Annotated in this window: 11 protein-coding genes and 1 pseudogene; 7 read left to right on the top strand and 5 right to left on the bottom strand. The window is 59.6% G+C overall.

All coding sequences use genetic code 11. The features are described 5' to 3' along the window. Positions 1–88: 88 nt before the first annotated feature. Positions 89–1,129 carry an NADP(H)-dependent aldo-keto reductase gene (locus CXF97_RS25155; RefSeq protein ID WP_101161948.1) on the top strand — a complete coding sequence of 347 codons (1,041 nt, stop codon included), beginning with the start codon at positions 89–91 and terminating at the stop codon, positions 1,127–1,129. A gap of 141 nt (positions 1,130–1,270) precedes the next feature. On the opposite strand, the gene CXF97_RS25150 is transcribed toward CXF97_RS25155, so the two are convergent. Next, positions 1,271–2,407 carry an acyl-CoA dehydrogenase family protein gene (locus tag CXF97_RS25150; RefSeq protein ID WP_101161947.1) on the bottom strand — a complete coding sequence of 379 codons (1,137 nt, stop codon included), beginning with the start codon at positions 2,405–2,407 and terminating at the stop codon, positions 1,271–1,273. A gap of 250 nt (positions 2,408–2,657) precedes the next feature. Between CXF97_RS25150 and CXF97_RS25145 the strand changes: the two genes are divergently transcribed. The 5 genes and pseudogenes from CXF97_RS25145 (at position 2,658) to CXF97_RS25125 (ending at position 8,804) form a co-directional block, all read left to right on the top strand. Further along, on the top strand, positions 2,658–3,554 hold the full coding sequence (locus tag CXF97_RS25145; protein WP_178081235.1) for a GlxA family transcriptional regulator: 897 nt from the start codon (positions 2,658–2,660) through the stop codon (positions 3,552–3,554). Positions 3,555–3,737: 183 nt separating this feature from the next. Next, a pseudogene (locus CXF97_RS25140) lies at positions 3,738–5,448 on the top strand (flavin monoamine oxidase family protein). A gap of 191 nt (positions 5,449–5,639) precedes the next feature. Further along, positions 5,640–6,527 (top strand): nitrilase family protein, encoded by an 888-nt coding sequence (locus tag CXF97_RS25135; protein WP_101161945.1) that lies wholly within the window; start codon positions 5,640–5,642, stop codon positions 6,525–6,527. Between the two features lie 14 nt (positions 6,528–6,541). Then, complete coding sequence (locus tag CXF97_RS25130; RefSeq protein ID WP_101161944.1) at positions 6,542–7,747, top strand: hypothetical protein; 1,206 nt, start codon at positions 6,542–6,544, stop codon at positions 7,745–7,747. Between the two features lie 70 nt (positions 7,748–7,817). Then, a complete protein-coding gene (locus CXF97_RS25125; RefSeq protein ID WP_101161943.1) occupies positions 7,818–8,804 on the top strand; it encodes an asparaginase in 987 nt (328 codons plus the stop codon). A 42-nt stretch (positions 8,805–8,846) separates the two neighbouring features. Here CXF97_RS25125 and zapE read toward each other — a convergent pair whose 3' ends face one another. From zapE to CXF97_RS25110, 3 genes are all read right to left on the bottom strand, one after another. Continuing rightward, positions 8,847–9,941, bottom strand: coding sequence for a cell division protein ZapE (gene zapE, locus CXF97_RS25120; RefSeq protein WP_039761353.1), 1,095 nt, complete (start codon positions 9,939–9,941; stop codon positions 8,847–8,849). Between the two features lie 90 nt (positions 9,942–10,031). Next, entirely contained in the window at positions 10,032–11,387 is a 1,356-nt protein-coding gene (locus tag CXF97_RS25115; protein ID WP_101161941.1) for a tryptophan--tRNA ligase, read from the bottom strand. Between the two features lie 24 nt (positions 11,388–11,411). Further along, on the bottom strand, positions 11,412–12,041 hold the full coding sequence (locus CXF97_RS25110) for an alpha/beta hydrolase (RefSeq protein ID WP_101162253.1): 630 nt from the start codon (positions 12,039–12,041) through the stop codon (positions 11,412–11,414). Between the two features lie 144 nt (positions 12,042–12,185). Between CXF97_RS25110 and CXF97_RS25105 the strand changes: the two genes are divergently transcribed. Continuing rightward, a complete protein-coding gene (locus CXF97_RS25105) occupies positions 12,186–12,620 on the top strand; it encodes a YhcB family protein (protein WP_016773251.1) in 435 nt (144 codons plus the stop codon). A 256-nt stretch (positions 12,621–12,876) separates the two neighbouring features. Here the strand turns inward: CXF97_RS25105 and CXF97_RS25100 are convergent, their stop codons facing one another. After that, positions 12,877–13,611: an OmpA family protein gene (locus CXF97_RS25100; protein ID WP_041479972.1), complete on the bottom strand. Its 735-nt coding sequence runs from the start codon at positions 13,609–13,611 to the stop codon at positions 12,877–12,879. Between the last annotated feature and the right edge of the window lie 110 nt (positions 13,612–13,721).

The raw sequence follows: 13,721 nt of genomic DNA, 5'->3' as shown, positions 1-13,721 counted from the left end.
TTCCACTGCAGAAAGAGGTCGGCAATTATGCAGATTGCGAAAATTTTTTCAACCTGCTTTTATGATTGTTTTGCCCAAGGAGCACCCGATGGACTATCGCCAGCTAGGCCGTACCGACCTGAACGTGAGCGCAATCTGCCTCGGCACCATGACCTGGGGCGAGCAAAACACTGAAGCTGAAGCCTTCGCCCAGATCGAACGGGCCAAGGAAGCCGGGATCAATTTCATCGACACCGCCGAGATGTACCCGGTACCGCCAAAAGCCGAAACTTACGCCACTACCGAGCGCTACATCGGCAATTACTTCAAGAGTCGCGGCGACCGTGCCGACTGGATCCTTGCCAGCAAGATCGCCGGCCCCGGCAACACCATCGACTACATCCGCGATAAAAACCTGCGCCACAACCGCCAGCACATCACTGAAGCGCTGGACGGCAGCCTCAAGCGCCTGCAGACCGATTACATCGACCTGTACCAGTTGCACTGGCCGGAGCGCAGCACCAATTTTTTCGGCCAGTTGGGCTACAAGCACAAGATCGAAGCCAACCTGACCCCGCTCGAAGATACCCTCGAGGCTCTTGACGAGCAGGTGAAGGCCGGCAAAATCCGCCACATCGGCCTGTCCAACGAGACGCCGTGGGGCACCATGCGTTTTCTCGCGCTGGCCGAAGCCCGTGGCTGGCCGCGTGCGGTGTCGATCCAGAACCCGTACAACCTGCTCAATCGCAGCTTCGAAGTGGGGCTGGCGGAAATCGCCATTCGCGAACAGTGCGGCCTGCTGGCCTATTCGCCGCTGGCGTTCGGCTTTCTTTCCGGCAAGTACGAGGGCGGCGCCCGGCCACCGAAAGGCCGCCTGAGTCTCTACAGCCGCTTCAGCCGCTATTTCAACCCACAATCGGAGGCGGCGTGCAGCCGTTACGTTGCGCTGGCCCGTGAACATGGTCTGGATCCGGCGCAAATGGCCCTGGCCTTTGTGACCCAGCAACCCTTCGTCACCAGCAACATCATCGGCGCGACGACGCTGGAACAGCTGGACAGCAACATTGCCAGTTTTGATCTGAAACTGTCTGATGAAGTGCTGGCCGGGATTGAGGCGATTCACAAGGATCATCCGAATCCCGCGCCTTGACCCACCGCCCAACCGTCCCGTCTGATCGTTCCCACGCTCCGCGTGGGAATTTTTCCCGTGGCGCTCCGCGTTACATCCACAGCGGAACGCGGAGCGTCCCCGGCGGCATTGCCACGCAGAGCGTGGGAACGATCATGCCTCTCAGAGCGACCGCGCAATAATCTCCTTCATGATTTCGTTGGTGCCGGCATAAATCCGCTGTACCCGTGCATCCGCCCACGCCCGGGCGACCGGGTATTCCCACATGAAGCCGTAACCGCCATGCAGTTGCACGCACTCGTCGAGTACTTTGCATTGCAGGTCGGTGCCCCAATACTTGGCCATCGCCGCTGTTGGCACATCGAGTTTGCCCTGCAGGTGCAGCTCCAGGCAGCGGTCGACGAAGACCCGGCCGATCTGAATCTCGGTAGCCATTTCGGCCAGTTTGAAGCGGGTATTCTGGAAGTCGGCAATCGCCTTGCCGAACGCCTTGCGATCACGGGTGTAATCCAGCGTCCATTGCAGCGCCGCCTCGGCCGAGGCCAGCCCGCCGATGGCCACGGTCAGTCGCTCTTGCGGCAACTCCTGCATCAGATACGCAAACCCGGCACCCGCCTGGCCGAGAAGGTTTTCCTTCGGCACGCGCACATCCTGGAAGAACAGTTCCGAAGTGTCCTGCGCTTTCATGCCGACCTTTTCCAGGCGCTTGCCCTTCTCGAAGCCCGGCGTATTCGCCTCCACCAGAAACAGGCTGGTACCCTTGGCCCCAGCCTTCGGGTCGGTCTTGGCCACCACGATCACCAGGTCAGCCAGGAAGCCGTTGGTGATGAAGGTTTTCGAGCCGTTGATCACATATTCGTCACCGTCCAGCACCGCCGTGGTTTTCACGCCTTGCAGGTCGGAACCAGCGCCAGGCTCGGTCATGGCAATCGCTGTGACCATTTCGCCCGAGACCAGTTTAGGCAAGTATTTGTGCTTCAGCGCCTCGCTGCCGTAATGCAGGATGTACGGCGCGACGATGTCCGAATGCAGCGAAAACCCGATGCCAGTCAGCCCGAGACGCCCGACCTCTTCAATCACCACGGCGCTGTAGAGGAAGTCCGCGCCCAGCCCGCCGTACTCCTCCGGCAAATGCGAACAGAGCATCCCGGCCTCCCCCGCTTTGTTCCAGAGTGCGCGATCGATGTGCCCCTGCTTCTCCCATTGCGCGTGATACGGCACAGCTTCTTTTTCGAGGAAAGTTCGTACGCTGTCGCGGAACAATTCGTGCTCGGAACTGAACAGGGTTCTGGGGATCATGCGGCACCTTTCTTTGTTGTTGGAGGGATAAGGCTCTCAGAGACTAAGCCCGACTCCTGCTACGGGACACTGGACACATCCGACAAAAAATAAGACGATCCAGCCGTCTGGTGACCACTTTCCCTTATAAAAACAAAACAAAAGTTGAATTATGTCCAAGCACGTCTCCCCGCCCTTGCGGCGCGTCAGCATCCTGGCTATCGACCGGGTTTTCGCTTACACCCTCATGCAGGCCAAGGATTTTTTCCACGTGGCCAGCCTGCGTTACGGCAAACAACTGGGCCATGGCCTGACGCCGGCGTTCGAAACGCGCCTGGTCAGCCCCGATGGCAAACCGGTGAAAAGCTTCAGCGATGTGGTCATGCCGGTCGACGGCGGCCTGGAAAACGCCGATGTGATCATCCTCCCGGCGTTCTGGGACGATTTCGATACGCTGTGCGGCCGTTACCCGCAAATCCTGCCGTGGCTGCGCGAACAGCATGCGCGCGGCGCGGTGTTGTGCGGCGAAGCCACTGGGGTGTTCTGGCTTGCCGAAGCCGGGCTGCTCAATGGCAAGGAAGCGACCACCTATTGGCGCTTCTTCAATGCCTTCGCAGAGCGCTTCCCCAAGGTCTATCTGAATCAGGACAAGCACCTGACCGATGCCGACAACCTCTACTGTGCCGGCGGCACCACCTCAGCCTGCGATCTCTATATCTATCTGATCGAACGCTTCTGCGGCTCGAACGTAGCGCAGGCCGTGGCCCGCGACATCCTGTACGAGGTGCAGCGCAGTTACTCGCCGGGGCGTATCGGCTTCGGCGGGCAAAAGCTGCACCAGGACGTCATCATTCTGCAGATCCAGCACTGGCTCGAAGAGCATTTCGCCGACAAGTTTCGCTTCGAAGACGTCGCTCGCGAGCATGGAATGAGCATCCGCAACTTCATGCGCCGCTTCCAGACCGCCACCGGCGACAAGCCACTGCATTACTTGCAGCGCCTGCGCATCGAGACCGCCAAGGGTTTGCTCTCCGGCACGCGCAAGAGCATCAAGACCATCAGCTATGAGGTCGGTTACGACGATGCGAGTTTCTTCGCACGATTGTTCCGCCAGCACACCGAACTGTCGCCGAACCAGTATCGGCAGCAGTTCCAGCAGGCTGCATAAACTCCCGTCAGTTTGAAGCCCCTGTGGGTGTAGTCCTCCCACAGGGCACAGCTTCATTTTTGTCCTTCTTCCGACACAAATGAGCGAAAACAGAACAGCATCTGGCTCGGTTTTACGACTGTTCAGACGAGGCTGCGCCGATCAGACTTCTTTCCAAGCACATCGCATCAGGGAAGATGAACAGTGACCATCGGCTCCAGCTACAACTACCCCTCCCAGGCTCCTGGCCTCGAAACCCGTAACAAACGTTCGCCATCCGGCAAATGGAAAGCTCGTTTCCCCAATCCGCCGGATCTGTGTTTTGACTACCGGGCGTTATTGGAGCAGCCAGGCGGAATCGCCCGAGCGACTGATTCCAGCCATCGAATATGCATTATCGGCGCCGGCATTACAGGCCTCACGGCCGCCCGAGAATTACTGCGCTGCGGCTTCACCCATATAACCCTGATTGAACAATCCTCGCGAATCGGCGGCAGGCATCTGACCGTTCCCGGCAGTCCTCAATCCAAGGCCAGTCATACCCCTTTCGAAATGGGCGCGATGCGCATGCCGTTGTTCAATCGCGAAGGAGAATCGCCAAAGGACGGTCGTTCGCTGATGGCCTACTACGCGACGATATTCGAGCTGGCCCTGTCAGACTTTGCCAATCCCGGCAGCCAATGGGTCAGATCGACCGGCATTTATCTGCGCGAGGGCAGCCTGTCAAAGCCGGCTACGCCGCAAATGCTGATCTGGAAAAACGCCGATGGTCGCACCCTGCCTCCCGGAGAGGAACTGCAAGCGGTCTATGCGAAATGGAGAGCGTTCGCCGACCGTATGACCCGACACGTTTGCGACAGTTATGCGAGTGAGCAATGGGAATCCGTATGGGCAGCTATTGTCGCCAGGTATCACGCCATTTCCTTCCGTGATCTGGTGAGCATGCCCGCAGCAATGCGGTTTTCGATTCAACCGGCCTGCAGTTTGAAGGCCCGCGCTACCTTGGGCTCGCGGCGCTGAGCGAAGGCCTTATGTTCATCAAGCCAGATGAAGTGCCGATGTCTTCCTACCAACACTGCCTGCAATACCGCGAAGGCTTGCTGACCGACAGCTCCGTCACGCGGTTGAAAAAGCTCGCCAACGGTAAAACCCGTGTCTACTACAACTGGAAGCAAAGTCGGCCGCAGCAGGCCGAGGAACACTTCAGCGATTTTGATTCAGTGATCATGACGCTGCCTTCGTGGCTGATCGAAACACGAATCAAGCTTGAAAATTTCACTGCACAAATGTTGCCGTTCGAGACGATCAATGCCTATAAGACTGCGCATTGGGAAACCAGCTGCAAGGTGTTCGCTCCGCTGAAGAAATCTTTTCTGTCCGGCAACACCGCTATCCCCCAAGCGATCGTCACGGACAGTTTCATCCACGATGTTTATACCTACCGCTATAACGATCACTACAGTTACGACTGCATTCTTCTCAGTTATACCTGGGAAGACGACGCGACCAAACTTTGCTGTTTCAGCGACAAGGAACTGATCACCGAATGCGCCGAAGAACTTGATCGGATCCTGGTGAACTGCAGCAATATCGGGCAGCGCATCTCGCCTTACATCGGCCTGGAGCAGGCCGTCGTGCAGCGCTGGATGACCACAGGAACTCACTGGGTTGCGCCAAGCTTTACCGCCCCGGCGCCTATCACGACGCTGTCAGCCTGATGCGATACAACCGAGACTACTCGAGCGTTTCCGGGTTGTATCTGTCGGGCGAGTCGTTTTCGGTAGATGCCGGTTGGACAGAGCCCTGCTTTCGCGGCGCCATCGATGCTGTGATTCATATTTGCGAAAAAACCTCGGCGCAGTTCAATGGCGGCTTCGAGATAGCCGACTATCCACACTACCAGGCCGGCCCATGAACTTTTCGGAGCAGGCTCTTGCCCCTGGAAAATACAGCGTGGTGAGCGCGCACCGTCGATATGTGTTTAATCGTCCCAGGAGGCGTACTACAACTTAACCGGAAAGCGCCGACTTACCTTCCACGGCTGACTCGACTCTTATGTTCCCCGCCACCCGATGGCGTGAAAACAACAATAAGGGATCATGAAAAATGAGTGAGTCAACAAGCCCCGTTCGTGTTGCGGTCGTGCAATGTGATCCGCAGGTCGGTACGAAAAATCGTGCAGCGAATCTAAGTAACAGCCTGGAGTTGGCACTGCAGGCGGTCAATGGTGGTGCCAATCTCATCGTTTTGCCCGAGCTGACGAGTACCGGTTATTTCTTTCGCACTCGACAGGATGCGTTCGATCACGCCGAATCGGTTCCGGATGGACCAAGCGTGAGCCGCTGGGAGGATTTTGCCCGCCAGCATCAGGTGTATCTGGTGGCTGGACTGGCCGAGCGCGAAGGGGCGCGGTTGTACAACACCGCCGTGCTGTTGGGACCTGACGGTTTCATCGGCAAATACCGCAAGGCGCACCTGTGGAATCTGGAGAAGCTCTGGTTCACTGCCGGCGATAGCGGTTTCCCGGTGTTCGAAACGCCGATCGGTCGCATCGGTCTGCTGATCTGCTGGGACATCTGGTTTCCTGAAGTCCCGAGGATCCTCAGCCAGCAGGGCGCGGACATCATCTGCAGCCTGAACAACTGGGTCTGGACACCACCGCCCTTGTTCGATGACGCCGGCAAGTGCATGGCTTCGTACCTCACCATGACCGCAGCGCACGTCAACAACGTGTTCATCGCGGCGGCGAGTCGAATCGGCGAAGAGCGTGGCGCTCGTTACCTTGGATGTTCGCTGATTGCTGGCACTAACGGCTGGCCGATCGGCCGCGTGGCGTCCGCCGATCAGCAGGAAATCCTCTACGCCGATATCGACCTGACGAGTTCGCGCAGTGCGCCAATCTGGAACGAGCTGAACGATCTGCACCGAGATCGGCGCTGTGATGTCTACGACCGGATGCTCGGTTACACCCAGCATCCATGCCTGCCGCGTTAACCGGAGGCCAGCCTATGGACGTTCACGCAAAACAACGCAAAACAATCGTGGCCAGAACATCGATGGACAACACGATCATCGTCCTGTTGGTGGGTGCAGCGGCAGTCATCGCCTGGCTTTCTCTAACCTATCATTCGCTGTGGTCAGCGCGCTGGCCGGATTACGGCCATATGGTCTCGAGCTTTCCCGACGCGGCTGCCTGGCTGCGCTGGGTGCTCGGGGATATCAGCGAGGTGGCGTTCTATAAGCACGAGTTCGCCTCGATTGGCCTGCTGGCCGGTGCATACCTGGGCTATTGGGCGAATCGAACGGGGAAATCCTGGCAAGGTTTCACAATCTGCTACGGCAGCGGGCTCTGGCCGTGGCTGGTCACCAGTTCATTGCTGGGGCTGGCACTGAGCAATCTGCTGTGGGGCTGGACTGTCACCGCCACCAGTTGGCAGCCCACCTTCGCGGCGTTCGTGTCGTTGCCGGCGGCGATGGTGCTGATGTTTGGCGGCGGCTGGAAAGTCGCAATCAACGGCGCAATCCTGGGAGCCCTGTCAGTGACACCGCTGTGCCTGGTGATTGTCAATTACGTATGCAATCCACTCGGCTTGCCGGTGGTGATCGGTAACGTTTCGGGCATGGCCATTGCCAGCATTGGCGCCTTCGTGCTGTGTCGCTGCGTGCCGAGCCTGGTGAAATCCGCAGAACCTGCGCAGGCCGACGTGCAAGCCAGTGTCACCGTGCCCACCAAGGCGCCGGATTACGGCGTGGTGTGGAGCATGCGCCGGGTCTTGGCAGATTTCTCCGAAGCGCCTTTCTTCGGTAATGAGTGGGCCAGTCTGGGGCTGATTGTCGGTGCGTTGCTCGCATTCACACTCAACCCGATGAGCCCGGTCTACGGGACAGGTCTGTTGCCGCAACTGCTCGCGGGACAGGCGTTGACGTCAGCCTTGGGCGTGGTGATCTGGCGCAGGCAGTGGATGGCGCGCGGCTGGTATCCGACGTATGTACCGCTGGTGTCCGTTGTTCCGGCCGCGATTCTCACTTACGGCGCAGATTGGCAAGTGATCATTTCCAGTGCGCTGCTCGGCGCGCTGATCGCGCCGCCATTGGCCTGCGCCCTCGCGCAGCGGCTGCCAGGCTACATGCATGGCTTTATCGGTAACGTGTTGTCGATGGCCCTCAGTACGCTCTTGATCGTGCCAATCGTCGGATGGCTGGCCAGCCACTGACCTTACCCCCTGCCCCGGCTGGCCTCTGGATTATTTCCGGTACAGCCGGGCTTCCTTCGCGAGGTATCACATGGAACTGCCAACACTGGCCATTGCCGCGCTGGGTGGCACTGTCAGCATGCAATCGACGCAAAGCGGTCAAGGGGTCGTCCCTGCAGTGTCCGGGGAAACGCTGCTGGACACCGTGCCCGAACTGAAAAAGCATGGGCATCTAACCGTCGAAACTTTCGGACTGCTGCCCAGCGCGTCACTGGATTTCGACTACCTCTTGAACGTGCTGGACTGGGCCAACGCGCAGATCAGCCAAGGCGCGGCCGCAGTCATCGTCATCCAGGGCACGGACACTCTGGAGGAATCCGCGACGTTTTTCGATTACCTGTGGGCGCATGACGAACCACTGGTGCTGACAGGTGCCATGCGTTCTGCCGCGCAAGCCGGGGCTGACGGACCGGCGAACCTTCTGGATGCCGGTCGTGTCGCGTTGGCGGCGTGCAGTCGTGGGCGCGGCGCGCAGGTGGTTATCAACGGCGAGATTCACCGCGCCAGTAGCGTGCGCAAGGTCGACTCGATGGCCATGCACGCCTTCGCCTCTCCCTTGACCGGTCCTGCTGGGTTGATAATCGAAGGCGCTGCGCGCTACTTCCGGGCGCCGGTTGCGCGCCATGTTTTACCGATACCACAAGACACCCACCAGAATATTGCTTTGCTGGAAGCGTCACTCGGTGCCGACAGTCGGCTGTTGGATAAAGTTGTGGAGTTGGGTTACGCCGGCCTGGTGATCGCAGGCTTCGGTGCCGGCCATGTTTCAGCGCAGTGGGCCGATGTCATCGAAGGCATTGCCCGGCACATTCCGGTGATCATCGCCACCCGCACCGGCTGCGGCGCGACGGCGCAAGCGACCTATGGCTTCGCCGGCAGTGAAATCGATATCACCCGCAAAGGCGCCCTGATGGCCGGGTTCCTGTGCCCGCGCAAAGCGAGAATTCTGCTGTGGCTTCTGGTTGGCTGCCGACAACAATCAAAGTTGGCAACCTGCCTCGCTGAACCGGCCCCATAAAAAAAGGCCTGCAATCGCAGGCCTTCCAATGGGTCGAATCCGTTAAGGCTTGTGCGCCCGCGACAGAAACTCGTGGGATTGCATCTCCAGCAGTCGGCTCAGCGTGCGCTGGAACTCGAACGTCAGGCGGCCGCCAGTGTAAAGATCCTTCAGCTCGACTTCGGCAGAAATGATCAGTTTGACGTTACGGTCGTAGAACTCGTCGACCATGTTGATGAAGCGCCGGGCGATGTCGTCGGTGGTGACGCTCATCTGCTCGACACCGCTGAGCAACACGGCGTGGAAGATCTTGCCCAGTTCGATGTAGTCGTTCTGGCTGCGCGGGCCGTCGCACAGTTCACGGAAGTCGAACCAGGCCACGTCGTCGCAAGTACGCAGTGCGCGGATTTCGCGGTTCTCGATGATCAGCACATCGTTTTCCACCGCCGCCGTGCACTCCGGTGTCAGCGCCTTGAAGCTCTTGCGCAGACTTTCGTGAGCGGCTTCGTCGAGCGGATAGTGGAACAGCTCGGCTTGCTCGAGGTGACGCAGACGATAATCGACGCCGCTGTCGACGTTGACGATCTCGGTGTTCTGCTTGATCAGCGCAATGGCCGGCAGGAAGCGCGCGCGTTGCAGACCGTCCTTGTACAGACCGTCCGGGACGATGTTCGAGGTCGCAACCAGGGTCACGCCATTCTTGAACAGCTCTTCCATCAAGGTGCCGAGGATCATCGCGTCGGTGATGTCGGAGACGAAGAATTCATCGAAGCAGATCACCCGCGACTCGGCCGCGAAGCGCTTGGCGATGATGGTCAGCGGGTTCTTTTCGCCGCCCAGGGTTTTCATTTCTTCGTGCACACGCTTCATGAAGCGGTGAAAGTGCGTGCGGGTCTTTTCCTTGAACGGCAGCGCTTCGAAGAACGTGTCGACCAGGTAAGTCTTGCCGCGACCGACGCCGCCCCAGAAATACAGGCCCTTGACCGGTGCCTGATCCTTTTTGCCAAACAGCTTGCCGAGAAATCCCGGCTTGTTCTGGTCGGCGGCGATCAAGTCGTCGTACAGACGCTGCAGGTGACGCACAGCAGTTTCCTGCGCGGCGTCATGGAAGAAGTCCGGGCGTTTCAGATCAGCTTGATATCGTTCTAGGGGCGTCATAATTCGTTAGCAAGGCAACAAAAACGGGCCGTCACTGTAGCGACGGCCCGCAGGAATGGCAATCGGCCCTTGGTCGGGTCGTGCCGCCGATCAGTCCTGAGCTGGAGTCAGCGCGACGCGCAGTGCCGCAATGGCCGCGTCCCGCGCAGCCGCGTCGGCGAACGCCGGGCTGTCGCCGACGCACTCACCCGCCAGCCAGACGCTGAAGCTCAGTTCTTCAGTACGCACGTCCAGCGGCTCACCGGACTGCAGCTGCTTGGTCACCTGCCCGGCAGTTTTGCCGTCAGCGAAGTTGCGCGACAGCAACAGTTGCTCGCCATCAGCCGCCAACAGACGGAAACGGAAGCTGCCGTCAGCTTCGCGGAAGCTGACGAAACGCGCGGCTTTCGCGGCCTTCTTTTTGGTGGTCGCGGCGACCTGAACCTGATTGACGAAAGAACGCAGGCCAACGGCTTCGCGCAATTCATTGAGGAACGGCGTGGCCACGGCGCGGGCCTTCTTTGCGCCGATCTGCAGAATGTCTTCCAGGTCCGCCGGGCGCTCGATCAACTGGTGATATTTCTCGCGCGCCTCGCCCAGATCGCTGTCGAGCAACTGGAACAGACGATTCTTCGCCTCGCCCCAACCCAGACCACCGAGCAGTTCGCTGCGGAATTCGTCAGCCTGCGCCGGGGTAGCGAAGGCCTGGAACAGCGTGAACAAGTGCGAGTTGTCCGGATCCTTGGCTTCGCCCGGGGCCTTGGAGTCGGTGACGATCCGCGAGATCGCGTCCTTCATCTCCTTGGCGCTGGAGAACAGCGGGATGGTGTTGTCGTAGCTCTTCGACATCTTGCGACCGTCGAGGCCCGGCAACGTCGCCACGCTTTCTTCGATCAGCGCTTCGGGCATGGTGAAGAATTCTTTGCCTTGGCCGAAGAGGTGGTTGAAACGCTGGCCGATGTCTCGGGCCATTTCCACGTGCTGAATCTGATCGCGACCGACCGGCACCTTGTGCGCGTTGAACATCAGGATATCTGCGGCCATCAGCACCGGGTAGCTGTAGAGGCCCATGGTGATACCGGCGTCCGGGTCTTCGCCGGTTTCTACGTTCTTGTCCACCGAGGCCTTGTAGGCGTGCGCACGGTTGAGCAGACCTTTGGCGGCGACGCAGGTCAGCAGCCAGGTCAGCTCAGGGATTTCCGGGATATCGGACTGGCGGTAGAAGGTCACGCGATCGACATCGAGGCCACCGGCCAGCCAGGTCGCGGCGATTTCCAGACGCGAGCGCTGGATGCGCAGCGGGTCATCGCATTTGATCAAAGCGTGGTAATCGGCCAGGAAGTAGAACGAATCGGCCTGGCTGTCGCGGCTGGCAAGGATTGCCGGGCGGATGGCGCCGGCGTAGTTGCCCAGGTGCGGCGTGCCGGTGGTGGTGATGCCGGTGAGAATGCGGGTACGGTTGGTCATGGGTAATCGCTTGTCAGACTGCAATCAATTCGAGATACGCGGCAGCAGCAGATCCTTGAGATCGGTCAGCTTGCCGTGAAAAAAGTGTCCGCATTCTGCCACTTTCAGCAGCTCATGGGGGCGCTGGAGTTGTTCCGACCATTGGTAGACCAGTTGCGGATCGATGACTTCGTCGGTTTCCGGCTGGATCACGGTCAATGCGCCGTGCTGCGGCAGTTGATCCTGCTCGCCCAGACGCATCACCGCCGGGGCAACCATGAACAGGTGCTGAATCTGCACGCCCTGTGCTTCGAGGCGGCCACCGAGACTTGCTGCAACAAATCCGCCGAAGGAGAAACCGAACAGGGTCAGCGGCAGGTTCGGGTGTTTTTCGCGCAGCCATGTGGCGGCCGCCTGAGCGTCGTCGACCTCACCGGTGCCCATGTCGTGCGTGCCCTGGCTGGCGCCGACGCCGCGATAGTTGAAGCGCAAGGTGATCAGGCCTGCGTCACGCGCGGTGCGCTGCAGGGTCGAGACCACCTTGTTGAGCATGGTGCCACCCTGCACCGGGTTCGGATGGCAGATCAGCGCGATGCCGCGCGGCTGCTCGCTATCCAGGTACAGGGACTCCAGTTGACCCACCGGGCCGTCAATCACTACAGGGGTTTCGCGCATCAGCAAGGGAGGAACTCCGTGACCTCGAATCGGGTCGACTCGTCTAGCAAATTGTCTGTGCCGATCTATTGCGAGTGAATCGCGGTATACAGCGCAGGTTCGAGCCGTTAACGTAAAGCAAAGCCGTTTATAGAGGAAGGACTCGTGGAACACTCGCTCTTAGTTTGGTTGTTACCGACTCTTGCCCTGGTTGTGGGTGTCGCCATTGGATTCCTGATCGCGCGCGTTGCGCCGAACGCCGCACCGAGCCGTACGCAGCGTCAACTGGATGATATCCAGGAGCGTTTCGACAGTTATCAGAACGAAGTGGTCACCCACTTCAACAGCACCGCGATGCTGGTCAAGAAGCTGACCCAGAGCTATCAGGAAGTGCAGGACCACCTCGCCGAGGGCGCCAATCGTCTGGCCCTGGACGAGCAGACCCGCCAGCGCCTGATCGCCGCCCTGCACGCTGACGCGGCGCAGGCACCACGCGAACGCCTGACGCCACCGCGCGATCAGGAACCGCCGCGTGATTACGCACCGAAATCGCCAAATTCACCGGGCATGCTCGATGAGCACTATGGTTTGAAGAAGTAATCAGGGTTCGCGCCCAACAAAAAGCCCCCGGACAATGCTGTTGTCCGGGGGCTTTTTTGTATCGGCTGATTTTGCGGTGACAACACTGGCCTCTTCGCGGGCAAGCCCGCTCCCACAGGGGTCAGGTGTGGGACACAGATTTTGTGGCCACCGCCAATACCTGAGGGAGCGGGCTTGCCCGCGAAGAGGCCGGCACTGCCCAGCCAAAAAAAATGCCCGATCACAGGATCGGGCATTTCTTCAATCAGGCAATCGTTTACGGATACTGCTGCACCGTACCCGGCTGTTGCTGCTGACCACCATATTGCTGGCCCGGAATCGCCTTCAGGTTGACTTCAACCCGGCGGTTTTGCGCGCGGCCATTGACGTCACCGTTGCTGGCAATCGGGTTATCCGGGCCGGCGCCACGGGCCGACAGGTTGGCGCCGCTGACGCCTTGCGACGTCAGGTAGGTCGCCACGCTCTGCGCACGACGCTGGGACAGGTCCATGTTGTGCTGGCGGCTGCCGGTGCTGTCGGTGTAGCCGACGATTTCAATCTGGTTCTGGTTGAATTCCTTCAGCGAGTTGGCCAGGTTGTTCAACGGCTGGTAGAAGCTCGGGGCAATGTTCGCCGAATCGGTGGCGAAAGTGATGTTGCCCGGCATGATCAGCTTGATCTGATCGCCCTGACGCTGCACTTCAACGCCAGTGTTGGCCATGCTCGCGCGCAGTTTCTTTTCCTGCTGGTCGGCGTAATAGCCGTAGCCGGCCGCGGAGGCACCAACCACGGCAGCGCCGATCAAGGCGCCCTTGCCACGGTTGTCGTGACCGATGGCGGCACCGGCGAGCGCGCCGGCCAGCGCACCGAGGCCACCGTATTTGGCGGTTTTGCTCATGCCTTGCGAGCCACCGTCGGCCTGCCCCTGATTGTCATACGGGTTAGGCGAGGCGCAGCCGGACAGCACGGCCACGGCAGTAGCGACAATAATCAAACGACGCGTGGTGAACATGGAGAGCTCCTACATTTTTTGCATTCTATGGTGCAGCGGCCATCGATGAATGGACCCGTGCGGGCGTTGGATCATGACAATGCCTAAAAATTCCGCCCGCTGCCCGTGAC

Origin of the sequence: Pseudomonas sp. Choline-02u-1 (assembly GCF_002836515.1) — a bacterium.
Lineage (GTDB): Bacteria > Pseudomonadota > Gammaproteobacteria > Pseudomonadales > Pseudomonadaceae > Aquipseudomonas.
This window is presented reverse-complemented; position numbering and strand designations above follow the sequence as displayed.

Coding starts and splice junctions, on each gene's coding strand:
- CXF97_RS25130 (WP_101161944.1), top strand. CDS start 6,542: ATGGACGTTCACGCAAAACAACGCAAAACAATCGTGGCCAGAACATCG.
- CXF97_RS25125 (WP_101161943.1), top strand. CDS start 7,818: ATGGAACTGCCAACACTGGCCATTGCCGCGCTGGGTGGCACTGTCAGC.
- CXF97_RS25110 (WP_101162253.1), bottom strand. CDS start 12,041: ATGCGCGAAACCCCTGTAGTGATTGACGGCCCGGTGGGTCAACTGGAG.
- CXF97_RS25100 (WP_041479972.1), bottom strand. CDS start 13,611: ATGTTCACCACGCGTCGTTTGATTATTGTCGCTACTGCCGTGGCCGTG.
- CXF97_RS25150 (WP_101161947.1), bottom strand. CDS start 2,407: ATGATCCCCAGAACCCTGTTCAGTTCCGAGCACGAATTGTTCCGCGAC.
- CXF97_RS25115 (WP_101161941.1), bottom strand. CDS start 11,387: ATGACCAACCGTACCCGCATTCTCACCGGCATCACCACCACCGGCACG.
- zapE (WP_039761353.1), bottom strand. CDS start 9,941: ATGACGCCCCTAGAACGATATCAAGCTGATCTGAAACGCCCGGACTTC.
- CXF97_RS25155 (WP_101161948.1), top strand. CDS start 89: ATGGACTATCGCCAGCTAGGCCGTACCGACCTGAACGTGAGCGCAATC.
- CXF97_RS25135 (WP_101161945.1), top strand. CDS start 5,640: ATGAGTGAGTCAACAAGCCCCGTTCGTGTTGCGGTCGTGCAATGTGAT.